Here is a 21773-nt window from a genome sequence, read left to right on the forward strand (position 1 = left end):
CCATGGCAATCCATTTATCACCGCGCCGCGTCGCGGCGGCTTCCCTGTCGGCGCTCGCTTTGTGCTTCGCCGCCAGCGCGTCCGCCCAGACCGTGCTTCGCACCGTGCCCTCGTCGGACCTGAAGATCGTCGACCCGATCTGGACCACCGCCAACATCACGCGCAACCACGGCCTGATGATCTACGACACCCTCTTCGCGATGGACGAGAAGGGCGTCATCAAGCCGCAGATGGTCGACAAGTACAGCGCGAGCGCCGACAACAAGGTGTGGAGCTTCACGCTGCGCCCGGGCCTGAAGTTCCACGACGGCGCACCGGTCACCTCGCAGGACGTGATCGCCTCGCTGGCACGCTGGGCCAAGCGCGACACGCTGGGCCAGAAGATGTACGAGGCGATGGACAGCATCACTGCCGACGGCTCGAACGGCTTTCGCATGACGTTCAAGCAGCCCTTCGGCGTGGTGCTCGACGCGCTCGGCAAGCCCAACCCGCTGGTGCCTTTCATCATGCCCAAGCGCGTGGCCGACACGCCGGCCGACAAACAGATCGACGAGATGATCGGCTCCGGCCCCTTCACGCTCGCCAAGGAAGACTTCCGCCCGGGCGACCGCGTCATCTACCGCAAGAACACCGCCTACGTGCCGCGCAAGGAGCCCGCCTCGGGCCTGGCCGGCGGCAAGGTGGTGCACGTCGACCGCGTCGAATGGGTGATGCTGCGCGACCCGCAGACGCAGACCAATGCGCTGCTCAACGGCGAGGTCGACATGCTCGAGACCGTGCCGTCGTCGGGCTACACGGGCATGCGCACCAACGACAAGATCGAGCTGGTCGACGTGATGCCGGCGGGCCCCTTCACGGTGCTCTACAACCACAAGGTGCCGCCCTTCAACAACCCGAAGGCGCTGAAGGCCGCGATGCTGGCCATCAACCAGGAAGCGATGCTGCGCGCGCAAGTCACCTTCCGCGATTTCTACAAGCCCTGCGCCTCGATCTACCTGTGCGGCTCGCTTTACGCGAGCGACAAGACCGGCTTCTACACCGGCAAGCCGCAGTTCGAAGAAGCGCGCAAGCTGCTCAAGGAATCGGGCTACGACGGCAAGCCCGTGGTGATCATGCTGCCGGGCGACGCGCCCGCGCTGAACAAGCTGCCCGCGGTGTACGGCCAGCTGCTCAAGCAGGTGGGCTTCAACGTCGACGTGCAGACCACCGACTGGGCCACGCTCGTGACCCGGCGCGCCAAGAAGGACCTGCCCGAAAACGGCGGCTGGAACGCCTTCATCACCTTCTGGGGCGGCGTGGATGCAAGCAGCCCCATCAGCTACAGCCCGCTGACCGGCAACGGTGACCAGGGCTACTTCGGCTGGCCCGTGGTGCCCGAGCTCGAGGCGCTGAAGACGAAGTTCATCGCCACTGCCGACCTCGCGCAGCGCAAGGAAATCGCCACGCAGATCCAGCAGGTCGTGCTCGAGCACGGCGTGCTCGCACCGCTCGGCGAAGCCAAGGCGCCCACGGCCGTGCGCCGCGGCACCATCACCGGCCTGCTGCCGTCGCCGGCGGTGCTGTACTGGAACGTACGCAAGAAGATGGCACCGTAAGCCGACGGGCGCGACCGCCCCCTCCCCTTTCTGATCGACACCCCTGACCGGCTGCGCCTTGCGCGGCAGCCGGGCGGGACTTCCTTTGCCCGCGCCGGACACCCGGCCCTTCGTCACGGACCTGATTCACATGCTCCACTTCCTGTTGCGCCGCGGACTGGCCACCGCGCCCGTGCTCCTGATCGTGGCCGTCATCGTCTTCCTGCTGCTGCGCATGACGCCCGGCGATCCGGCAGCGGCCATCGCGGGCGATGCGGCCAATGCGCAGGACATCGCACGCATCCGCGCGCAGCTGGGCCTGGACGCATCGATCGTCACGCAGTTCGTGTACTGGCTCGGCCAGGTGCTGCGCGGCGACCTCGGCTACTCGTTCTTCTACCGGATGCGCGTGACCGACCTGATCGGCCAGCGCCTGGAACCCACGCTCTCGGTGGCGGCGGTGACGGTGGTGCTCACGGTGCTGATCGCCGTGCCGCTCGGCGTGCTCGCGGCCTCGCGGCGCGGCGGGCGGCTCGACCGCTTCATCATGGGCGCCTCGGTGCTCGGCTTTTCAGTGCCGGTGTTCGTGGCCGGCTACGTGATGATCTGGCTGTTCTCGATGCAGCTCGGCTGGCTGCCCTCGCAGGGCTACCAGCGCATCGGCGACGGCATCGGCCCGTGGCTGCGCCACCTGGCACTGCCCTGCGTCACGCTGGCCGTGATGTACGCGGCACTCATTGCACGGGTCACGCGCGCGGCCGTGTCGGAGGCGCTCACCGAAGACTACGTGCGCACCGCGCGCGCCAAAGGCATCTCGGAGTGGCGCATGCTGCTGCGCCACGCGCTGGCCAACGCGGCCGTGCCGATCGCCACCGTCATCGGCCTGAGCGTGGCGGGCCTCATCGGCGGCGTGGTGGTCACCGAAACGATCTACGCGATCCCCGGCCTCGGCCAGCTCACGGTGGACGCCGTGCTCTCGCGCGACTACCCGCTGATCCAGGGCATCACCCTCTTCTTCTCGCTGGTCTACGTGGTGGTCAACCTGCTGGTGGACCTGAGCTACCTGCTGCTCGATCCGCGCATCCGTTACTGACAGCCTTCATCCCGCCTTTCGAAAGCCTTGCCATGACTTCGATTTCCCTGCGCGACGATGCGCCTGCCTCTGCCGCGGTTCCTCCCGCCGCGCCTCGCGCCCCGGCCCGGTCGCTGCTGCGCCGCCTGCTCGCCAACGGCGCCGTGCGCGTCGGCGGCGCCCTGCTGGTCGCGATGCTGGTGCTGGCGGTGGCCGCGCCCTGGCTCTACACCATCGACCCGAACGCGATGGACCCGGCGAACTCGCACCTGCCGCCCGGCACGCGCACCGAGTTCACCACGCTCGCAGGCGACAGCTTCGAGCGCTTCTTCCCGCTGGGCACCGACAGCATGGGCCGCGACCTGTGGAGCCGCACGGCCTACGGGGCGCGCATCTCGCTGTCGGTGGGCGTGGCGGTGGCGCTGGGCTCGGTCGCGTTCGGCCTCGTGGTGGGCATGGTGGCAGGCTACTTCCGGCGGCTCGACGGCGTGATCATGCGGGTGATGGACGGGATGATGGCCATCCCCGGCATCCTGTTCGCGATCGTGCTGGTGGCCGTGTGGCGGCCCAGCCTGCTCACGGTGATCCTGGCCATCGTGGTGCCCGAGACGCCGCGCGTGGCACGGCTGGTGCGCTCGGTGGTGCTGTCGGTGCGCGAAGAGCCGTATGTGGAAGCGGCCGTCGCGCTCGACACGCCGACCTGGAAGCTGATGCTGCGCCACATCCTGCCCAACACGGTGGCGCCGCTGATCGTGCAGGGCACTTTCATCTGCGCGGCGGCAATGCTGGTGGAGGCGGTGATGTCGTTCCTGGGCATCGGCCTGCCGTCCGACGTGCCGACCTGGGGAAACATCATGTCCGAAGGCCGCACGCACTTCACCTCGCACCCGTCGACCGTGCTGCTGCCCGGCTTCTTCCTGGCGCTCACGGTGCTGGCCGTGAACATGCTCGGCGACGGCCTGCGCGATGCGCTCGATCCCAAGTTCAAACCGCGCGGAGCCTGACCATGACATCCACCCCTTCTTCGGCTTCCATGACCTCCGTCGCGCCCTGCCTCGTGGTGCGCGACCTCGCCATCGACCTGCCCGCCGGCGCCGACCGCGCGCACGCGGTGCACGGCATCTCGTTCGACGTGATGCCGGGCCAGGTCGTGTGCCTGCTCGGCGAATCGGGCTCCGGCAAGTCGGTCATCGCGCAGGCCGCGATGGGCCTGCTGCCTGCGTCGCTGCGGCCCTCGGCCGGGCGCATCGAGGTGCAGGGCGAGAACGTGCTCGCGGCCGATGCGAAGCGGCTGCGCGCCCTGCGCGGCGCGCGCATGGCGATGGTGTTCCAGGAGCCGATGACCGCGCTCAACCCCGTGATGCGCTGCGGCGCGCAGGTCGACGAGATCCTGGCCGAGCACACGACGCTGGGCGCCGCCGCGCGCCGCGAGCGCGTGCTCGCCATCTTCGAGCGCGTGCGGCTGCCCGAGCCCCAGCGCATCTACGACGCCTACCCGCACCAGCTCTCGGGCGGGCAGCGCCAGCGCATCGTGATCGCCATCGCGCTGATCCTGCGCCCCGCACTCTTGATCTGCGACGAGCCCACCACCGCGCTCGACGTGACCACGCAGGCCGAGATCCTGTCACTCATCCGCGAGATGCAGCAAGAGAACGGCACCGCCGTGCTGTTCATCACGCACGACTTCGGCGTGGTGGCGGACATCGCCGACCAGGTGGTGGTGCTGCAGCTCGGCCGGCAGGTCGAGAGCGGCCCGAAGGACGAGGTGTTGCGCCGCCCGAAAGAGGCCTACACGCGCATGCTGCTCGACGCCGTGCCGCGGCTGGCACCGGTGCTGCGTGCGCCGGTGGAAGCGAAGGCGCCGCTGCTCGATGCGCGCGGCGTGGGCAAGGTCTACCGCACGGGCAGCTGGCCCGGCAAGCGCCGCACGGTGCATGCGGCGGCCGACGTGTCGCTGAAGCTGCATGCGGGCGAGACGGTCGGCATCGTGGGCGAATCGGGCTCGGGCAAGTCGACCGTGGCGCGCTGCATCGCGCGGCTCATCGAACCCACCGACGGCGACATCCGCGTGCCGGGCATCGAGGGCTCGCGCGGCGCGCAGCGTTCGGCGTTCCGGCGCATGGTGCAGGTCGTGTTCCAGGACCCGAACCGCTCGCTCAACCCGCGCCGCACGGTGGGCCAGTCGATCGTCGAGGGGCCGGTGAATTTCGGCGTGCCGCACGCCAAGGCCTGGCAGCGCGCCGAGGAGCTGATGGCGCTGGTGCGACTGCAGCCCGAGGTGCTGCACCGCTACCCGAGCGAGTTCTCGGGCGGCCAGCGCCAGCGCCTGTGCATTGCGCGCGCGCTGGCCTGCGAGCCGCGCGTGCTGATCGCCGACGAGGCCGTGTCGGCGCTCGACGTGTCGGTGCAGGACCAGATCCTGAAGCTGCTCGCGGAGATCCAGCAGCGGCTGTCGATCGGCATCCTGTTCATCACCCACGACCTGCGCGTGGCCAGCCAGATCTGCGACCGCCTGATCGTGATGCACCAGGGCCACATCGTCGAGCAAGGCACCGCGCACGACGTGCTGCTGTCGCCGCGCGAGGCCTACACGCGCGCGCTGCTGGCCGCGGCGCCCGGCCAGGGCTATGCGTTCGGAGGCGGCTGAGCGCCGTCGCCTGCCCCCTGTCTTTTCAACCCACCTTCATCCAACCACCCAAAGAAGAAGCGAAGCCATGACAACACCCCTGTACGAACTCAGTGCCATCCAGCTACTCGAACACTACCGTGACCGCGCCTTGTCGCCGGTCGAGGTGACGCAGGCCGTGCTCGCGCGCATCGAGCGCTGGGAGCCGCACATCCACGCCACCTACGGCCTGGACGCCGAGGCCGCGCTGGCCTCGGCCCGCGCCTCCGAGGCGCGCTGGGCGCAGGGCAAGCCGCAGGGCGAGCTCGACGGCGTGCCGGTCACGCTGAAAGAGAACATCGCCACGCGCGGCACGCCCACGCCGATCGGCAGCGCGGCCACCGTGCTGGCGCCCGCCGCGGCCGACGCCCCCGCCGCCGCACGCCTGCGCGAAGCCGGCGCGGTGATCGTGACCAAGACGACGATGCCCGACTTCGGCTTCCTCGGCGCGGCGCCGTCGAGCTTCCATGCACTCACGCGCAACCCGTGGGACCTGAGCCGCAACACCGGCGGCTCGAGCTCGGGCGCCGGTGCCGCCGCCGCCGCGGGCTACGGCCCCCTGCACCTGGGCAGCGACATCGGCGGCTCGGTGCGCATTCCGGCCAGCTTCTGCGGCGTGTTCGGCCTGAAGCCGAGCCACGGCCGCATCCCGGTCGACCCGCCCGCCGCCGCGCGCGTGATCGGCCCCATGACGCGCACCGTGGCCGACGCCGCGCTGCTGATGCAAGTGGTGACGCGCCCCGACGCGCGCGACTACATGAGCCTGCCGCCGAACGACCTGGCGTGGCAGCGGCTCGAACGCAACGTGAAGGGCCTGCGCATCGGCCTGTGGACCGAGACCACGGGCGGCTGGCCCATCGATGCGGAAGTGAAAGAAGCGGTGCTCGCTGCGGCGCGCCTGTTCGAGCAGGCCGGCGCCATCGTCGAGCCGATGGCCGACTGGAGCACGCTGGACATGCGCATGGGCATGGCCCACTTCTTCACGATGCGCTGCCGCGTCGACCTGGCTGCGATGCCGCCGGAACGCGCGAAGCTCGCGGCCGGCTACATCCATCAGGCGGCGGAGTTCGCGGCCTCGCTCACGCCCGAAGACACCTTCCGTGCCTTCACGCGCATGCAGGCGCTGCGCGCGGCCACCGTGGCGGCCACGCAGCCCTTCGACTACGTGCTGTCGCCGGTGTCGCCGGTGCTGCCGTTCGCGGCAGACGCGATCAACAGCGGCTCGGAAAATCCGCTGAAGGATTCGCACTTCACGTCGGTGTTCAATCAGTCGGAACAACCAGCCGCGTCGATCAACTGCGGGCACTCAACGAGCGGCCTGCCGATCGGCCTGCAGATCGCGGGGCGCCGCTTCGACGACCTGGGCGTGCTGCAGATGGCGCGCTTCTACGAATCGGTGCGTCCGGCGCAGGCGCGCTGGCCTGAACCGGTCTGAACGTCCTGGGTCAGGCGAGTCAGTCCGGCGCGTTCATCACGCGGTCGAACTCTTCGTCGGCCGGCACGTTGTCGGCATCGAGCTCGCTGGCATCGGTGAGGTCGATGCCCGTTTCGTCCGACAGGTCGTCGGACGCATCGGCTTCGAGTTCATCGAAGTCGTCGGCAGGCGTGCTGTCGTCATCGTCGTCTTCGGACGACGAGGCGGAGCGCGCGGTGGCATCGGCTTGGGGCGTCATGAGAATTCCTCGGCAGATGGGTGAACGGCCCTCTATGGTGCGCCTGTTTTGCCCATTGCGGTGGATCGAAGGCCTGACGGCGGTGTCGGAAAGTTTCCCGTCACGCACCGCCCTGCCGGCATGACCGGTCAGTCCTTGTGGACGTGGCCGTGCTCGCCGTGGCCTTCATCGTGGCCGTGTTCGTGGCCATGCTCGCCGTGCGCAAGCCGGCTCACGAGCGTGACCAGCAGGATGCCCGCTGCGAGCCACGCGATCTGCGCCGCGGTCTGGCGCGCGGGCAGGCGCTTCTGCAGCTGCGGAATCAGGTCGGCCAGCGCCACGTAGACGAAGCTGCTGCCCGCCAGCACCAGGAAGTACGGCAGCCAGCCATGCAGCTGGTCGACCAGCCACCAGCCCGCGATGCCGCCGAGCATGGTCATCGTGCCCGCGAGCGACACCTTCACGAGCGCCGCGCGCGAATTGGCCGAACTCTGGCGCAGCACGACGAGGTCGCCGATGTGGTGCGGCACTTCGTGCGCAAGCACGGCCAGCGCGGCCACGAGGCCCAGGCGGATGTCGGCGACGAAGGCCGAGGCAATCAGGATGCCGTCGCCGAAGCAGTGCACGCTGTCGCCGGTGAGCACGGCCCAGCTGCCGCCGCCCGTGGGCGAGGTGTGGTGGTGGGCGTGGCCATGTGAATGACCATGATCGTGGCCGTGGTGATCGTGCGCTTCGCTCTTCGCGGGTGCGACGTCGCCATGGTGGTGCTCGTGCCCGTGGTGCCACAGCTCGGCCTTGTCGAGCAGGAAGAAGAACACCAGCCCGAACAGCAGCACCGCGAACAGCAGCGCGGGCTCGATGCGGCTTTCGAAGGCCTCGGGCAGCAGGTGCATGAAGGCCGTGGCCAGTAGCGCGCCGGCCGCCAGGCTCAGCAGGTGCTGCGGGTTCACGCCGCCGCCACCGCTGCGCACGCCCACGCGCAGCAGCAGGGCCGCGAGCCAGACGCTTCCGATGCCGGCGACCAGGGTCGCCAAGAGAATTACTATCAAATTCATAGCTGCTTGCGCAAAAGTGGCCGCCGTTACGGCCGTGTTCCGTTCATAAAAAGAGAAAGGCCGTCACTTCGGACGGCCTTCGGCGGAGGGTGGCTACGGGGCGCCGTCTTCAGTCAGGCGACACCATTGGCTTTGAACCAGGCCGTGGCACGCTGCCAGCCGTCGTCCGCGGCGCTCTTGACGTAGCTGGAACGGTAGTCGGCGTGGAACGCGTGGCCTGCTTCGGGGTACACGACGAAGCTCGATGCCTTGGCCGCCGGGGTTCCAGTGGCCAGAGCAGCTTTCATCTTATCAACCGTGTCAAGGGGGATGCCCTGGTCTTTTCCGCCGTACAGGCCGAGCACCGGCGCCTGCAGGCTGGCGGCGATGTCGATGGGGTGTTTCGGCTGCAGTTCGCTGGCCTGCCCGACCAGCCGGCCGTACCAGGCCACGCCGGCCTTGACCTTGCCGGTGGCCGCATACAGCCACACGAAGCGCCCGCCCCAGCAGAAGCCGGTGATGCCGGCCTTGCTCGTGTCGCCGCCGTTGGCCTTGGCATAGGCCAGGGCGCCATCCAGGTCGGCGATGACCTGTGCATCAGGCACCTTGCTGACGATGTCGGCCTGCAGCTTGGGAATGTCGGTGTAGCCGCGCGGGTCACCCTGGCGCGCATACAGCTCGGGCGCAATGGCCAGGTAGCCGAGCTTGGCGAAGCGGCGGCAGGTGTCGGCGATGTACTCGTGCACGCCGAAGATTTCCTGGATCACCAGCACCACCGGCAGCCCGGTCTTGCCGGCCGGCGCGGCGGCGTAGGCCGGCACCTCGAAGCCGTTGACGGTGTACTTGATGGGGCCGGCCTTCAGGCCGTCGGCCGGGGTCGAGATGGCCGTCTGCGCGGCCACCGGCAGCACGGCGGCGGCGTAGCCGACACCGAGGGCGGCCTTGAGCGCAGTGCGGCGCGTGGCCCCCTGCTCGGTGCTGTCGCCGGGGCGCAGCGAATCGAATTCGGAACGGTTGTCGTCGAAGGAGGTCATGCAAAGGCTCCGGTTGAATCGTCTGACAAGGGGGTGTGGCGTAGAAAAACGCACGCCGCAATGTAGGCGAAATCGGGCCGGGCCGTGTGACCGGGCGGTAAAGCAGCTAGGTGCCGTAGGCCCGCCGTGCCAGCGCCTCGGCCAGCACCTGCGCCGGGTCGACAAGGCGCAGCCCCGCCACCGCGGCCGAGCCCTGCAGGCCCAGCGGCACCTCGGTGCAGCCCATGATGATCGTGACCGGGCCGTGCCGCTCGGCCAGCCGCAGCGCGACCTCGGAGAAGCAGCGTTCGGCCAGCGGCAGGTTGCCGGCCTTCACGCCGTCGAAGATGCCGCGCATGATGGTCTGACGCTCGTCGGCCAGCGGCACATGGCAGCCCAGGCCGGCCTCGGCCAGCGCCTCTTCATACAGCCGCACGCGGTAGGTGCCTTCGGTGGCCATCAGCGCCACCTCGGTCGCGCCTTGCGACGCCAGCTGCCGCGCGGTTTCGCGCGCCATGTGCAGCAGCTCGACCTGCGGAAAGCGTTCCTGCAGGCTCGCATGCCAGGCATGCGCGGTGTTGCAGGCGATGGCCACGGCGCGGCTGCCCAGCGCGGCCAGCCGGCCCAGCGCCTGCAGCATCGGTTCGAGCGGCTGGTGCGCGCCCTGCTCGCCCGAGGCCAGCGCGCCGGTGCGGTCGGGCACCGGCACCTGCGCCAGCCAGTGTTCGGGAAAGGACTGGTCGCGCACCGGCTCGCCGCGCGCACGCATCTGCTGCGCGCAGGCCTGCACGAAGAGCCGGACGAAGTCGGCGCCCGCCGCGGGGCCCATGCCCCCGAGGATGCCGACGACCTGTGTGGCTGCGACCATGTCTTTTCTTTCTTCCCTCGATCAGGTGGCCGGCTTGTCGCTGAAGGCCTTGAGGTTCTCCTTCAGCTGGTCGCTCATCGGCAAGTTCAGCGGCACGTTCTTCGGCGGAATCGGCTGCATGAACCACTTGGTGTAGAGCTTCTCGAACTCGCCGCTCTTCATCATGGCGGTGAAGGTGTCGTCCACCAGCTTCTTGAAGGCCGGGTCGTCCTTGGGCAGCATGCAGGCGTAGGGCTCGACCTGCAGCGACTCGCCCACCACTTCGTAGTCGGCCGGGTTCTTCGAGTTGGCGATGAGGCCGAACAGCAGGATGTCGTCCATGGCGAAGGCCACGGCGCGGTCGCTCTCGACCAGCAGGAACGCGTCGGCGTGGTCCTTGCCGAGCACGATGTCCATGCCGAGGTTCTTCTCGGTGTTGTACTTGCGCATGACCAGCGCGTTGGTGGTGCCGGTGGTGCTGGCCACGGTCTTCTTCGCGAGGTCGGCGTAGTCCTTGATCTTGGAAGACTTCTTCGTCAGCAGGCGCGTGCCCGTGTAGAAGTGGTTCACCGCAAAGGCCACGTCCTTGCCGCGCGCGGTGTTGTTGGTGGTGGAGCCGCACTCCAGGTCGATGGTGCCGTTGGTGATCAGCGGGATGCGGTTCTGCGAGGTGACCGCCATCAGCGAGACCTGCAGGTTGGGCTTGTTCAACTTCTTCTTCACCGCTTCGACCACGGCGTTGGAGAGTTCCACCGAGAACCCGATCGGCTTGTTCGGGCCGTCCAGGTAACTGAAGGGCACCGACGACTCGCGGTAGGCGAGCGAGATCTTGCCGGACTCGGCGATCTTGGCGAGCGTATCGGCAGCCTGTGCGGCCGGTGCAGTGAAGAGGACCGCGGCAGCCAGGGACGCCATCAAAACGGAGAGTTTCATTCGAGCCTTCATTCGGTTGGATTGAACAGACAACCAGTGTAAGAAGGAGTGACACATCGGGACAATTCCAATTAACCCCGGGGTCATGCCCAAAGGTTATGGGCTGGGTTCTTTTGGCATTTCCGGGCGAAGCGGGCGGCCTCTACAGTCGCAGGCTGTCTCTTCTGTTCTCTTTCTTCTTCACTTCCGGAAAGTTGCCCCCATGCATGTGTGCGTGCTCGGCGCCGGCATCGTGGGCCTGGCGACCGCCTGGCAACTCGAGCGCCAGGGCCACCAGGTCACGGTGATCGACCGCGCGGCGCCCGGCGCGGGTGCCAGCGGCGGCAACGGCGCGCAGCTCAGCTACTCGTACGTGCAGCCGCTGGCCGACCCGTCGATCTGGACGCAGCTGCCCAAGCTGCTGTTCTCCCCCACCTCGCCGCTGAAGCTGCGCCCGCAGCTCGATCCGCTGCAATGGCGCTGGGGCCTGGCCTTCCTGGCCGCGTGCAACGCATCAACTTCGCGCGACACCACCGCGCAGCTGCTGGCGCTGGCGGCCGCAAGCCGCACCGGCTTCGAAGCGATGCAGGCCGACATCGCGCCCGACTGCGATTTCTCCGCCACCGGCAAGCTGGTGCTCTACGCGAGCGCGGCCTCGCTCGAAGGGGCGAGCGCACAGGTCGCGCTGCAGCGCACCCTGGGCAGCGAACAGCGCATCGTCACACCCGACGAGTGCGTGGCCATCGAGCCCGCGCTCGCGGACTACCGCGGTCAGATGGCGGGCGCGGTCCACACACCGAGCGAGTGCGCGGCCGACTGCCTCAAGGTGTGCGCTGAGTTGATGCGCGCACTGAGCGCGCGCGGCGTGCGCTTCATGCTCGGTGCCGACGTGCACGGCTTCGCGCGCAGCGAAGGACGCGTGGCGGCCGTGCAGACGAGCGAAGGCGACATCGAAGCCGATGCCTTCGTGATGGCACTGGGCTCGGCCTCGCACAAGCTCGGTCGTGCGCTCGGCGCCTACCTGCCGGTGTACCCGCTCAAGGGCTACAGCATCACGGTCGAGGTTGACCCCGCCCCCGGTGCGGCACCGCGCGTGAACGTGACCGACAGCGCACGCAAGGTGGTGTTCGCGCGCATCGGCTCGCGCCTGCGCGTGGCCGGCATGGCCGAGCTCGTGGGGCACGACGCGAGCATTCCCGCCACGCGCATCGAGACGCTGGCCGATGCCACGCGCGCCGTGTTCCCGCGCGCGAGCCGGCTGGCCGAACTGCATCCCTGGACCGGCATGCGCCCCGCCACGCCGAAGGGCCTGCCGATCATCGGGCGGCTGCCGCATGCGCCGTCGAACATGCTGTTCAACACCGGCCACGGCGCACTGGGTTTCACGCTGGCCTTCGGCTCGGCGCAGCGGATCGCGCAGGCGCTGGACGCGGCCCCGTCGCGCGCCTGAGCTTGCGGCCCAGGCGCCGCCAGCCGATCACCACGCCGGTCAGGCTCAGCAGCGCACCGCCCGCGCTCAGCGCGACCAGCAGCACGTCCCACAGCGGACGGTGCGCGAGCAGCGGCAGCCAGTCCCAGCTGTGCAGCATCGCGAACAGCCAGCGGCTCCAACGACGCGTGCGGTCGCTGCGACCGAGCACGGCGCCGGTCTGCGGATCGACATGGACCCAGGTGGCGTGCGCGTCGGCGAACACCACGCGCCAGATGGGCAACGGCTTCTCGCTGCCGCCGGTCATGGTGTGCGCGTCGCGCGTGTAGTAGTGGCTGTCGTAGGCAGTGAGCACGTCGATGCGCGCGACCGGGTCGGGCAGCAGGTGCGCGACGGCGGTGCGCAGCGCCTCCGAGTCGATCTGCTGCGGCTGTGCGCTGGCCGCGTCGCGCACCAGCGGCCGGCCGCTGGCGGTGCTGGCCAGCACCAGCGTCTGCCCTGCCGCGCGCACCCAGCGCATTTCGCGGACATCGCCGCGCGTTGAAGCCAGCAAGGCAGCAGGCGCCGCATCACCTGCGTCTACAACGAGCGGCCCGCCCTGCATCGCCGCCATGCGCAACGCCGGCGCACCGCTGTCGAACACGCGCCAGGGGTTCATCGACATCAGCCCACTGAAGATCCACGTCAGCGTGACGAGCGCGAACACCAGGCCGCTGATGTGGTGCCAGCGCATCATCGTGCCCTGGTACGGCGAGTGCGAGCCGCTCTTGTAGGTGCGCCGGAAGCGCCAGCGCATCACGCCCACCACCGTGCCCGTGAGCGTGACGGCGATGCCGACGATCGACAGCCAGTTGACGATGTCGGCCCAGTAGCGGTCCAGGCCCGTGCCGCGCAGCGGGTACAGCCAGTGAATCCACGCGCCGGCGTAGTTCCACAGCCGCTCGGCACGCGGCGCGTCGCGCACCACCTCGCCGGTCTGGCCCGAGATGTACAGCCGCGTGGCCTGCGCATCGGCGAGGTCGACCACATGCAGGGGGCGGTGCGCGTCGAGCCCGCGCGAATGGGTGAAGGCGTCTTCGTCGATGGTGCCGCGATACCTGAGCACCACGCCCTCGCCCCCATAGGCCTGCGCGCTGACGAGCGCGCGGGCGCGATCGACCTGGCGCAGCACCGCGCCGGTCTGCGCATCGACGACGACCACGCCGCGCCCCGGCGGCGAACGGCGCACGCCGGGCTCGGCCGCGCGCGCCGGCGTCGCGAGGTACACCGCCTGCCCGCCGCTGGCCACGGCCAGTCGCAGGTCCTGCAGCGGCCCCGCAATGCCGGCCGCATCGAGCGCCTGCCGCGGGCCCAGCAAGGGCGCCTTCGCATCGAGCGGCGGCAGGTGCTGCAGGCGCTCGGCCTCGGTGAGCTTGGGGTAGCCCACGTACATCATCACCACGCCCGAGATGAACCACATCGCAAAGAAGGCACAGGCGACCACGCCGAGCCAGCGGTGGATCAGGAACAACCAGCGTTTGGCATGCATGGCGGTGCTCCTTCGGTTCAGAAGCTCACGCGCACCGACACATCGGCCGTGCGCGGCGCGCCGAGGTAGGCGAAGCCGGCGCCGACGTTCGCGGCATACACACGGTCGGTCGCATTGCGGATGCGGCCCACCACCGTGACGGTGCGGTTCACCTGCCAGCTCAGCCCGAGGTCGAGCAGCGTGTAGCCCGGCCAGTGCATCGTGTTGGCCGCATCGGCGTACACCTTGCCCACATGCCGCACACCCGCCGTGGCCTGCAGGCGCGGCGTGACCGCGTACGACACCCAGAGGTTCGCGACCACCGCCGGCGTGTTGGTCGGCGTGCGGCCCGCGAGCGACACGCCACCCTGGCGGAACTGGTCGTAGCGCGCATCGACATACGTGAGGTTGCCCTGCAGCGACCACTGCGGCGTGGGCTGCAGCCCGAGTGCCAGCTCCACGCCCTTCGACGACTGCTCGCCGACGAGCACCGTGAGCGTGCTGTTGGCCGGGTCCTGCGTCGCGATGTTGGTGCGGCGGATGCTGTAGGCCGCGAGCGTGACCGTGCCCTTGCCCTGCCAGAAGTCGAGCTTGGTGCCGACCTCGACCTGCCGGCCGGTGGTGAGCTCGCTGTTGTTGCGCACGTCGGCGAACGAGGCGGTAGAGAGCACGCCCGACGGCGGGTCGGCCGCCGTCGCGTACTGCGCGTACAGGTTCGCGCCAGGCGCGAAGTCCCACACCAGGCCGATGCGGCCGGTGGTGGGCTTGTAGCCGCGATGGAAGGTGGCCGGGTTCGTCGCGTCCACGGTGCGGCGGTTGACCAGGTCGAGGTCGATGCGCTCGTGGCGCAGCGCCGTCACGAGGTGCAGCGACGGCTGCAGTGCGGTGCGGTTCTCCAAATACAGCGCGGTGGTCCGTACCTTGTTGTCGCGGTCGGGGCGGAAACCCGGCGTCATGCCCGGCACATCGAAGAAGCGCTCGGTGGCAAAGACATACGGGTTCACCGTGCTCACGGTGCCGGGCAGGCTGTTGGGAAAGCGCGTCTGCCGGTTCACGCTGAAGTCCAGCCCGAAAGACCAGTCGCTCTTGAGCCCGCCGAGCTGTCCCTTGTAGATGCCTTCGACGCGGTTGCCCCACACGTCCTGGTCGTGCCGCTGCAGCAAGGCGCCCGAACGGATGACCGCCGTGTTGCGCGCGTTGTAGCGGTAGTTCTCGACGTTGCGGTAGTCGCGCAGTGCGTCGTAGGCATAGAAGGTGTTCCGGAACTGCAGCGCATCGCTGGCCTGCCACTCGGTGACCGAGCGCAGCCACTGCACGCGCTGCGCGTAGAGGCCGTCGGCGCTGTTGTAGTTCTTGAAGCGCGTGCCGCGGTCGATGCGCATCTCGCCGCCCGCCGGGTTCAGCACCGGCGTGCCCCAGTAGGGCCGCGTCACGTCTTCGTCCTGGTACTCGTAGGCCAGCGTGTGCGTCAGGCCGCCACCGAAGTCCGACAGCAGCGAGGCCGCGAGCTGCGTCGACTTGCTTTTCGTTCCGTCGGTCCAGCCATTGGCGTCGCGGTGGTTCACGTCGATGCGCGCGTAGTGGCTGCCCGCCCCGCCGTCGCCGGCGATGCGGCGGTTCAAGCCGAAGGAAGCCTCTTTCAGGTGCTGCGTGCCCAGGCGCAACTGCGCTTCGGCGAAGTCGCTGCGCTCGGGCGCCTTGGTGATGTAGTTGATCGAGCCGCCCAGCGCGCCCGAGCCGAACAGAAAGCTCGACGGGCCGCCAATGGCTTCGACGCGGTCGTAGATCCAGCTGTCGACCGGGCGGGCCGCGATCGAATACTGCAGGTTGATGCCATTGAACAGCTGCGCGATCGACCCGCTGCCGAAGCCCCGGTAGCTCACGCCGACGTTGCCGGGCGCGTCGTGCGCGGTCACGCCGGGCACGGCGCGCAGCGCCTCCTGCGTGTTCTGCACGCCGCGAGCGTCAAGCACCGAACGGTTCACCACGGTGACCGATGCGGGCGTCTCGCGCGGCGTGAGGCCGAGGCGGCTCGCGGTGTCGGCGGGCGTGTCGAGGTCGAGCCGGCCGTTGGGGCGCGGGGCGTCGTCGGCCACCTCGATCGGGGGCAACGAGGGCACGGCGGCCAGGGCTTGAACAGGCGCATGGGCGACGCCGAACAAGGCGAGCAGCCCCAAAGCGGGGGCACGGGAAAGGGTAGGCATGGCATCTCTCTTGCGGCGGCGCTGGCGCAAAACAAGGGCGCACAACGCCGGCCGCACAACGACCGGGAACGCACCGCGCGGCCCGTTCAGGCGGCGTCAGGTGCAGGAACGACGAAGCTCAGGAGAGATGCGTGGGCGGCGCTCGCGCCGGCGGCGGCGAGGCCGTGGCTGCCGCGAGGCGGGCAGCGGGAATCGATTGCAGCGCCCGGCCCAGCGGCAGCGGCGTGGGCAGCGTCACCTGCACGGTGGCAGGCGGCGGGCCGGAGACCATGCACAGCGGACAGTCCATCGCCGCCATGCCGACTTCGGTCGCGCCGTCATCGCCCTGCACGATGAGCTTGACGGTGCCGGCAGCGGAACACACCAGCTCCATCGCCTGCGGATTCACGAGCGGCGAGGCGCCCGCGATCAGCAGCGACGCCATGAACCACGCCAGCACCAGGCGGTGCATCGCGCAGAAGGTTCGAAGGGCGTGCATGGGCGCGAATTATGGCGTGCCCCGGCGACGTGCGTTCGTATCGCCGACGGGCGCTGCGGGGCTTTGCCGTGTTCTTTCAGGGGGGCGAGACGAGCTTCAGCCCGACCACGCCTGCGAGGATGAGCCCGATGCACAGCAGCCTCATCGGCGCGGCCGAGTCCCCCAGCACCACGATGCCCACGATGGCGGTGCCCGCCGCGCCGATGCCGGTCCAGACCGCATAGCCCGTGCCCATCGGCAACGTACGCATCGAGAGCGCGAGCAACACCACGCTCGACAGGCCAGCAGCGACCGTGAACAACGCCGGCACCAGCCGCGTGAAACCCTCGGACGACTTCATGGCGAAGGCGAAGGCGATTTCCAGCAGCCCCGCGATGCCGAGCCATACCCAGGCCATGCCGTTCAGGCCCTGGCGGCCGTGGCGGCCGGCGTGGCGCGGAAGGTCACGCCGAAGCGGTTGAAGGCGTTCATCAGGCTGATCGCGTAGGTGAGATCGACCAGCTCCTTCTCGCTGAACTCGGCGGTGGCGGCTTCGTAGTCGGCATCGGGAACGCCGGTCTCGGCAACGCGCGTCACCGTTTCCGCCCAGGCGAGCGCCGCGCGTTCGCGAGCACTGAACACGGCGCCCGCGTCGTGCCACACGGGCACCAGCACCAGCTTGTCGACCGCGAGGCCGGCCTTGAGCAGGTCGCGTGAATGCATGTCGATGCAATAGGCGCAGCCGTTGATCTGCGACACCCGCAGGTAGACGAGATCGACCAGTTCCTTGGGCAGGCCGGTTTTCTGGACGGCGACGTGCACCCCGCCGAAAGCCTTGTAGACCTCGGGCGAAACTTTGGCGTAGTCGATGCGATGGCTCATGAGAAGTCCTTGTGTGTGTGGAGAGAGAAGGACTCGATCGTCGGCCATCTTGGCTCAGTCAAGAAGAGCCATAAACCGCATTCGGTTCTAGGCCATGATTTCTCGGATCACATCAGGGCCAGGATGCGCTTGCCCAGTTTCTCCGCCGTGGCCCGGGAGTCGATGTTCGTGAAGTTGACGAGCAGCGCCGAGGTGCCCTTGCCGCTCTGCGTCCATTCCGACAGCGCCTCCGCGAACAGGCCCGCTTCGCGCATGCGCGCCACGAGCTTGCGGTCCGACTGGCGACCCGTGAGCCGCAGGATCAGGTGCATGCCACCGGGCAGCGCGTCGATGCGCACGTGCTTGCCCAGCACGCTCGCCAGGCCCGCGCTCGTCGCTTCGCGGCGCTCGGCGTAGAGCTTGCGCATGCGCTGGATGTGGCGCGCGAAATGGCCCTCCTGGATGAACGCCGTGACGATCGACTGCGTGAGCTCGGGGCTGCCGCCCGCAAAGGTCTGGAGGATCTGTTCGAAGCGCTCGACCTGCGCCTGCGGCACCACGAGGTAGGCCAGCCGCAGGCTCGGAAAGAGCACCTTGCTGAAGGTGCCCGCATAGAGCACGCGCCCGTCGCGGTCCAGGCTCTTGAGCGCAGGCAGGGGGCGGCTCACGTAGCGGTACTCGCCGTCGTAGTCGTCCTCGACGATCCAGGCGTTGTGCCGCCCGGCCCAGTCCAGCAGCGCCATGCGCCGCTGCAGCGACAACGACACGCCCAGCGGGCTCTGGTGCGCCGGCGTGACCACGGCCGCGCGCGCACGCGGCGCCGACCGGATGCCTTCGGCCACGACCATGCCTTCCGCGTCCACGGGCACCGGGACGGTCGCGATGTGCATCTGCGCGAACAGCTCGTGTGTCGGCGGATAGCCCGGGTCTTCGAGCCACACGCGGTCGCCCGCCTTCAGCAAGGCGAGGCCGACGAGTTCGATGGAGTGGCGGTAGCCCGAGGTCACGAACACCTGCGACGGGGCGCAGGTGATTCCTCGCGACACCTGCAGGTAGGCGGCGATTTCCGCGCGCAGCGCCGGCTGCCCGTAGACGGAGGGGTGCGTCATGTCGAGCGGCTGCATCGCACGCACGCAGCGCGCGCCCAGCCGCGCCCAAATCTTTCGAGGGAACTCATCCAGCGCGGGCAAGCCCATCTGGAACGGCAGGATCGATTGCGGGCGAAAGCCGATCGACGAGGTGGCGGTGTCGGGCGCAGGCGGCGCGACGGTCGCAGGCGTTCGCGGCTTGAGGCCCGGCGTCACGATGGTCCCGGCCTGGCCGCGGGCCTGGATGTAGCCCTCTGCGGCCAGCAGCGAATAGGCGGCGTCGATGGTGCCGCGCGCCAGGCCCAGTTCCTGGGTCAACGCGCGCGCCGAGGGAACGCGATCGCCCGGCTTGAGCAAGCCACTGGCGATGGCGCTGCGGAAACGCTCATAGATCTGCCGATAGAAGGGCTCGGCCGCCGAAGGGTCCAACGGCGAGAGGTCGTGAGTCTTGCTGGTGGTCATGGCTGTGGAGGCCCGCTCGGGACGAACGCGCTCTGGTGATGACGTCAAATTATGGCTCAGCACCAATCTTTATTCATGGCTCTATGGCCTAGGCCATGTACTTCCTAGACTTCTCTTTCCTCAAGCACCGAAGTCGCCACCATGAAGATCCTGCATGTCGTCTGCAGCCCCCGCGGGGAAGCCTCCGAGAGCCTCCGGCTCTCCCAACAAATCGTCGCCCGACTGCTGGCGCGCGAACCAGCCGCCACGCTGGTGCGCCGCGTGATCGGCGGCAACGCCCTGCCCCACATCGACGCGAACTACGCGCTGACCCAGCACTCGGCCACGGCGCAGACCACGCAAGGCGGCTCCGTTGCCCGGTCCGACGAACTGATCCGGGAGCTGGAAGATGCCGATGTCGTGGTCATCGGCACGCCGATGCACAACCTGGGCGTGCCCTCCGCGCTGAAGGCGTGGATCGACCATGTCGTCCGGGCGCGCCGGACCTTCAACACAGGCCCGGGCGGCAAGGTCGGCACGCTGCGCGACCGCCCGGTGTTCATCGCGATCGCCTCGGGCGGCAGGTTCATGGGAGAACACGCGCGCCAGCCGGATTTCCTGACGCCCTACCTCAGCGCCATCCTGGGCATGGTCGGACTGAAGGACCTGAGTTTCTTCGCCGTGCAGGGCACCGGCCTCGGTGAACAGGCCATCGCCGAAGCCCGCGTGCAGGCGGACCACGCACTGCAGGCGCACTTCGCCGCGCGCGTCGGCTAGATCGTTTCCTGGATCGCCTGCTGCATGCAGCGCGTGATGCCGCGCACCGCCACCGAATCGGGCCGGCCCGCAAAGCGCAGCGCGCGCACCGGCACGGGAATGTGCGGCTCCAGCGTCAGCACCTCGACCTTGGTGCGGTCGGCCGAGCGCGCCGTACAGCCGTCGACCAGCGCCACGCCCAGCCCGTGGTGCGCCATGGCCAGCGCCGCATGGTAGGTCTGCACCGTGACCACGGCCTGCTGGAAACCCACGCCGGCCTGCCGGCAGGCCTGACTCAGGCTGGTGCCGACCGGGTCGCGGCCGTCCAGGCCGATCACCGGGCGGTCGATGAGGTCGTGCAACGCCACCGAGCCGTTGCGCACCAGCGCGCGCGGCAGCATGCCCTTGGGCGCGACGCACACCATGCGGCTGTCGGCCAGCGTCTCCTGCGTGAGCGACGGATGCACCGCGGGGCTGAACGCAAAGCCCACATCGGCCTCTTGCAAGAGCAGCGCCGACATGATCTGCGGCGAGTGCAGCGACTCGACCGTGATCGCGTAGCCCGGGTGCATTTCGCGAAAAGCCTTCAACGCGCGCGGCAGGATTTCGTAGCTCAGCGCGAGCACGCTGAGGATGCGCAGCTCGCCGGTGTCGTTGCCCGCGCGCAGGTTCGCCGCCAGCCGCTGCACCTCGTCGAGCTGCGCAAACAGCCGCTCGATGTGCGGGTACAGCGTGAGCGCCTCGGTGGTCGGCGTGAGCCGCCCCTTGGTGCGCTGGAACAGCGGAAAGCCCAGCTGCAGCTCGGCATGCTGCAGCGTGCGGCTCACGGCCGGCTGCGTGATGTTGATGAGCCGCGCAGCCGCGCTCACGCTGCCCGCGAGCATGATCGCGTTGAAGACCTCGATGTGGCGCAGCCGCATGGCCGACAGTGGTCGGTGGCGGTCAGCGAACGGTGGCCTTGCCGGTGGCGATGTCCATCACCATGCGCACGCCGAGATAGAGACGCGGCTCGATCGAATCGATCAGCACGTACTCCGCGTCGGCCGAGTGCGCGCCGAAGCCCTGCAGGCCGAAGCGCTCGATGACCGGCGCCTTGGTCTTGAGCGAGGCGAATGCCGCGTCGGTGCCGCCACCGGCCGCCTTGTCGTCGGCGCCCAGCGGGCGGCCCAGCTCGTCCTTGTAGATCGCCTGCGCATGCTTGGCGAGCGCGCGCGACGCGTCGGTGGCCTCGAGCGGCGGACGGCGGCGTTCGAACTTCAGCTCGACCTTGGCCTCGGGCACCAGCTGCTTCTTCACGCGCTCGTTCACCTGCTGCTCGATGCGGTCGTAGTCGGCCACCTTGAGCACGCGCACGTCGGCGCCCGCCGTGGCGCTGGCCGGGATCACGTTGCGGTTGGAGCCCGACTTCGAGATGGTCCAGTTCATCTTCAGGCCCGTGGCCGGGTCGGACAGGTCGCGCATCTGCAGAATTTGATGCGACAACTCGTACAGCGCGTTCACGCCCAGCTCGGGCGCCGAGCCCGCGTGCGAGGCCTTGCCCGACACGTTCAGCGTGACCGAGGCGATGCCCGCGGTGGCCAGCGAAAGCTTGTCGTCCTTGATCGACGCGCCTTCGAACGACAGCACGGCGTCGTGCTCGCCGCCCAGCTTGGTGAGCAGCGCGCGCGAACCCGGCGAGCTGATTTCTTCGTCGCCATTGATCAGCACGGTGAGCGTGCCGTAGTCCTTGAACTTCAGCGTCTGCAGCATCGACACGAGGTGCGTGATGACGGCCACGCCCTGCTTGTCGTCGGAAATGCCCAGGCCGTAGGCCTTGTCGCCATCGATGCGGAACGGCTGCTTGTTGAGCATGCCGATGGTGTAGACCGTGTCCATGTGCGCGATGAGCATGATCTTCTTGGTGCCCGTGCCCTTGAAGGTGGCGCGCACCACGCGGCCGATTTTCTCGGGCGTGTCTTCCATGCGGTAGGCATCGGCGCTCGGGTCGATGAGCTCGACCTCGCCGCCCAGCGCCTTGAGCTTGGCGGCGATGAGGTCGGAGATTTTCTCGAGGCCTTCGAGGTCGCGGCTGCCCGACTCGATGGAGACCAGCTCCTTCAGCGTCTCGAGCAGGGCGGGCTTTTCCTTGGCGGCGAGCGCGGCGATGCGGGCATCGGGCGCGGCGGAGGCGGTGCCGAGGAAGGCCGCGCAGACGGCGGCGAGCAGGAAGGTGCGGGGCTGGAGTTTCATGGACGGGCTTCTTCTTTCTGTCGTTTGTCTCG

20 protein-coding genes are annotated in these 21773 nt (G+C 69.0%); 7 read left to right on the plus strand and 13 right to left on the minus strand.

The window, feature by feature from the left end:
• Positions 1-2: 2 nt before the first annotated feature.
• The 5 genes from CY658_RS24035 (at position 3) to CY658_RS24055 (ending at position 6746) form a co-directional block, all read left to right on the plus strand.
• Entirely contained in the window at positions 3-1595 is a 1593-nt protein-coding gene (locus CY658_RS24035) for an ABC transporter substrate-binding protein (protein WP_101492577.1), read from the plus strand.
• 130 nt (positions 1596-1725) lie between these two features.
• Complete coding sequence (locus tag CY658_RS24040) at positions 1726-2667, plus strand: ABC transporter permease (protein ID WP_101492578.1); 942 nt, start codon at positions 1726-1728, stop codon at positions 2665-2667.
• Positions 2668-2699: 32 nt separating this feature from the next.
• The gene (locus CY658_RS24045) at positions 2700-3650 is read left to right on the plus strand and encodes an ABC transporter permease (RefSeq protein WP_101492579.1); all 951 of its coding nucleotides are present in this window, start codon (positions 2700-2702) and stop codon (positions 3648-3650) included.
• 2 nt (positions 3651-3652) lie between these two features.
• Complete coding sequence (locus CY658_RS24050) at positions 3653-5293, plus strand: dipeptide ABC transporter ATP-binding protein (protein WP_101492580.1); 1641 nt, start codon at positions 3653-3655, stop codon at positions 5291-5293.
• A 67-nt stretch (positions 5294-5360) separates the two neighbouring features.
• Positions 5361-6746, plus strand: coding sequence for an amidase (locus CY658_RS24055; protein WP_101492581.1), 1386 nt, complete (start codon positions 5361-5363; stop codon positions 6744-6746).
• A 19-nt stretch (positions 6747-6765) separates the two neighbouring features.
• On the opposite strand, the gene CY658_RS24060 is transcribed toward CY658_RS24055, so the two are convergent.
• The 5 genes from CY658_RS24060 to CY658_RS24080 all read right to left on the minus strand — a co-directional run bounded on the left by CY658_RS24060 (position 6766) and on the right by CY658_RS24080 (position 10790).
• On the minus strand, positions 6766-6984 hold the full coding sequence (locus CY658_RS24060; protein ID WP_062468907.1) for a hypothetical protein: 219 nt from the start codon (positions 6982-6984) through the stop codon (positions 6766-6768).
• Between the two features lie 128 nt (positions 6985-7112).
• Entirely contained in the window at positions 7113-8018 is a 906-nt protein-coding gene (locus tag CY658_RS24065; RefSeq protein WP_101492582.1) for a ZIP family metal transporter, read from the minus strand.
• Between the two features lie 113 nt (positions 8019-8131).
• Positions 8132-9031: a dienelactone hydrolase family protein gene (locus CY658_RS24070; protein ID WP_101492583.1), complete on the minus strand. Its 900-nt coding sequence runs from the start codon at positions 9029-9031 to the stop codon at positions 8132-8134.
• A gap of 106 nt (positions 9032-9137) precedes the next feature.
• The gene (locus CY658_RS24075) at positions 9138-9878 is read right to left on the minus strand and encodes an aspartate/glutamate racemase family protein (protein ID WP_101492584.1); all 741 of its coding nucleotides are present in this window, start codon (positions 9876-9878) and stop codon (positions 9138-9140) included.
• 21 nt (positions 9879-9899) lie between these two features.
• Entirely contained in the window at positions 9900-10790 is an 891-nt protein-coding gene (locus CY658_RS24080) for a transporter substrate-binding domain-containing protein (protein WP_099795833.1), read from the minus strand.
• 202 nt (positions 10791-10992) lie between these two features.
• Between CY658_RS24080 and CY658_RS24085 the strand changes: the two genes are divergently transcribed.
• A complete protein-coding gene (locus CY658_RS24085) occupies positions 10993-12219 on the plus strand; it encodes a D-amino acid dehydrogenase (RefSeq protein ID WP_101492585.1) in 1227 nt (408 codons plus the stop codon).
• Here the strand turns inward: CY658_RS24085 and CY658_RS24090 are convergent.
• The 6 genes from CY658_RS24090 to pdxR all read right to left on the minus strand — a co-directional run bounded on the left by CY658_RS24090 (position 12152) and on the right by pdxR (position 18777).
• Positions 12152-13726, minus strand: a complete 1575-nt coding sequence (locus CY658_RS24090; RefSeq protein WP_101492586.1) for a PepSY domain-containing protein — start codon at positions 13724-13726, stop codon at positions 12152-12154. The genes CY658_RS24085 and CY658_RS24090 overlap by 68 nt on opposite strands.
• Positions 13727-13743: 17 nt before the next feature.
• Positions 13744-15909: a TonB-dependent receptor gene (locus CY658_RS24095; protein ID WP_101492587.1), complete on the minus strand. Its 2166-nt coding sequence runs from the start codon at positions 15907-15909 to the stop codon at positions 13744-13746.
• A gap of 118 nt (positions 15910-16027) precedes the next feature.
• Positions 16028-16387, minus strand: a complete 360-nt coding sequence (locus CY658_RS24100; protein WP_101492588.1) for a DUF2946 family protein — start codon at positions 16385-16387, stop codon at positions 16028-16030.
• A gap of 76 nt (positions 16388-16463) precedes the next feature.
• The gene (locus tag CY658_RS24105) at positions 16464-16784 is read right to left on the minus strand and encodes a DMT family transporter (RefSeq protein ID WP_101492589.1); all 321 of its coding nucleotides are present in this window, start codon (positions 16782-16784) and stop codon (positions 16464-16466) included.
• 5 nt (positions 16785-16789) lie between these two features.
• Positions 16790-17248 carry a carboxymuconolactone decarboxylase family protein gene (locus CY658_RS24110; RefSeq protein WP_101492590.1) on the minus strand — a complete coding sequence of 153 codons (459 nt, stop codon included), beginning with the start codon at positions 17246-17248 and terminating at the stop codon, positions 16790-16792.
• Between the two features lie 107 nt (positions 17249-17355).
• Entirely contained in the window at positions 17356-18777 is a 1422-nt protein-coding gene (pdxR, locus tag CY658_RS24115) for a MocR-like pyridoxine biosynthesis transcription factor PdxR (protein ID WP_101492591.1), read from the minus strand.
• 141 nt (positions 18778-18918) lie between these two features.
• Between pdxR and CY658_RS24120 the strand changes: the two genes are divergently transcribed.
• Complete coding sequence (locus tag CY658_RS24120; RefSeq protein WP_101492592.1) at positions 18919-19533, plus strand: FMN-dependent NADH-azoreductase; 615 nt, start codon at positions 18919-18921, stop codon at positions 19531-19533.
• Here the strand turns inward: CY658_RS24120 and CY658_RS24125 are convergent.
• Both CY658_RS24125 and CY658_RS24130 read right to left on the minus strand, forming a co-directional pair.
• On the minus strand, positions 19530-20432 hold the full coding sequence (locus tag CY658_RS24125; protein ID WP_101492593.1) for a LysR family transcriptional regulator: 903 nt from the start codon (positions 20430-20432) through the stop codon (positions 19530-19532). The genes CY658_RS24120 and CY658_RS24125 overlap by 4 nt on opposite strands.
• 22 nt (positions 20433-20454) lie before the next feature.
• Entirely contained in the window at positions 20455-21741 is a 1287-nt protein-coding gene (locus CY658_RS24130; RefSeq protein WP_101492594.1) for a M20/M25/M40 family metallo-hydrolase, read from the minus strand.
• Positions 21742-21773 lie beyond the last annotated feature (32 nt).

Source organism: Variovorax sp. RO1, assembly GCF_002849325.1.
GTDB lineage: Bacteria > Pseudomonadota > Gammaproteobacteria > Burkholderiales > Burkholderiaceae_C > Variovorax.

Bases quoted from the DNA above. Each gene is read 5' to 3' on its own strand.
- CY658_RS24035 (WP_101492577.1), top strand. From the start codon at position 3: ATGGCAATCCATTTATCACCGCGCCGCGTCGCGGCGGCTTCCCTGTCG.
- CY658_RS24040 (WP_101492578.1), top strand. From the start codon at position 1,726: ATGCTCCACTTCCTGTTGCGCCGCGGACTGGCCACCGCGCCCGTGCTC.
- CY658_RS24045 (WP_101492579.1), top strand. From the start codon at position 2,700: ATGACTTCGATTTCCCTGCGCGACGATGCGCCTGCCTCTGCCGCGGTT.
- CY658_RS24050 (WP_101492580.1), top strand. From the start codon at position 3,653: ATGACATCCACCCCTTCTTCGGCTTCCATGACCTCCGTCGCGCCCTGC.
- CY658_RS24055 (WP_101492581.1), top strand. From the start codon at position 5,361: ATGACAACACCCCTGTACGAACTCAGTGCCATCCAGCTACTCGAACAC.
- CY658_RS24060 (WP_062468907.1), bottom strand. From the start codon at position 6,984: ATGACGCCCCAAGCCGATGCCACCGCGCGCTCCGCCTCGTCGTCCGAA.
- CY658_RS24065 (WP_101492582.1), bottom strand. From the start codon at position 8,018: ATGAATTTGATAGTAATTCTCTTGGCGACCCTGGTCGCCGGCATCGGA.
- CY658_RS24070 (WP_101492583.1), bottom strand. From the start codon at position 9,031: ATGACCTCCTTCGACGACAACCGTTCCGAATTCGATTCGCTGCGCCCC.
- CY658_RS24075 (WP_101492584.1), bottom strand. From the start codon at position 9,878: ATGGTCGCAGCCACACAGGTCGTCGGCATCCTCGGGGGCATGGGCCCC.
- CY658_RS24080 (WP_099795833.1), bottom strand. From the start codon at position 10,790: ATGAAACTCTCCGTTTTGATGGCGTCCCTGGCTGCCGCGGTCCTCTTC.
- CY658_RS24085 (WP_101492585.1), top strand. From the start codon at position 10,993: ATGCATGTGTGCGTGCTCGGCGCCGGCATCGTGGGCCTGGCGACCGCC.
- CY658_RS24090 (WP_101492586.1), bottom strand. From the start codon at position 13,726: ATGCATGCCAAACGCTGGTTGTTCCTGATCCACCGCTGGCTCGGCGTG.
- CY658_RS24095 (WP_101492587.1), bottom strand. From the start codon at position 15,909: ATGCCTACCCTTTCCCGTGCCCCCGCTTTGGGGCTGCTCGCCTTGTTC.
- CY658_RS24100 (WP_101492588.1), bottom strand. From the start codon at position 16,387: ATGCACGCCCTTCGAACCTTCTGCGCGATGCACCGCCTGGTGCTGGCG.
- CY658_RS24105 (WP_101492589.1), bottom strand. From the start codon at position 16,784: ATGGCCTGGGTATGGCTCGGCATCGCGGGGCTGCTGGAAATCGCCTTC.
- CY658_RS24110 (WP_101492590.1), bottom strand. From the start codon at position 17,248: ATGAGCCATCGCATCGACTACGCCAAAGTTTCGCCCGAGGTCTACAAG.
- pdxR (WP_101492591.1), bottom strand. From the start codon at position 18,777: ATGACCACCAGCAAGACTCACGACCTCTCGCCGTTGGACCCTTCGGCG.
- CY658_RS24120 (WP_101492592.1), top strand. From the start codon at position 18,919: ATGAAGATCCTGCATGTCGTCTGCAGCCCCCGCGGGGAAGCCTCCGAG.
- CY658_RS24125 (WP_101492593.1), bottom strand. From the start codon at position 20,432: ATGCGGCTGCGCCACATCGAGGTCTTCAACGCGATCATGCTCGCGGGC.
- CY658_RS24130 (WP_101492594.1), bottom strand. From the start codon at position 21,741: ATGAAACTCCAGCCCCGCACCTTCCTGCTCGCCGCCGTCTGCGCGGCC.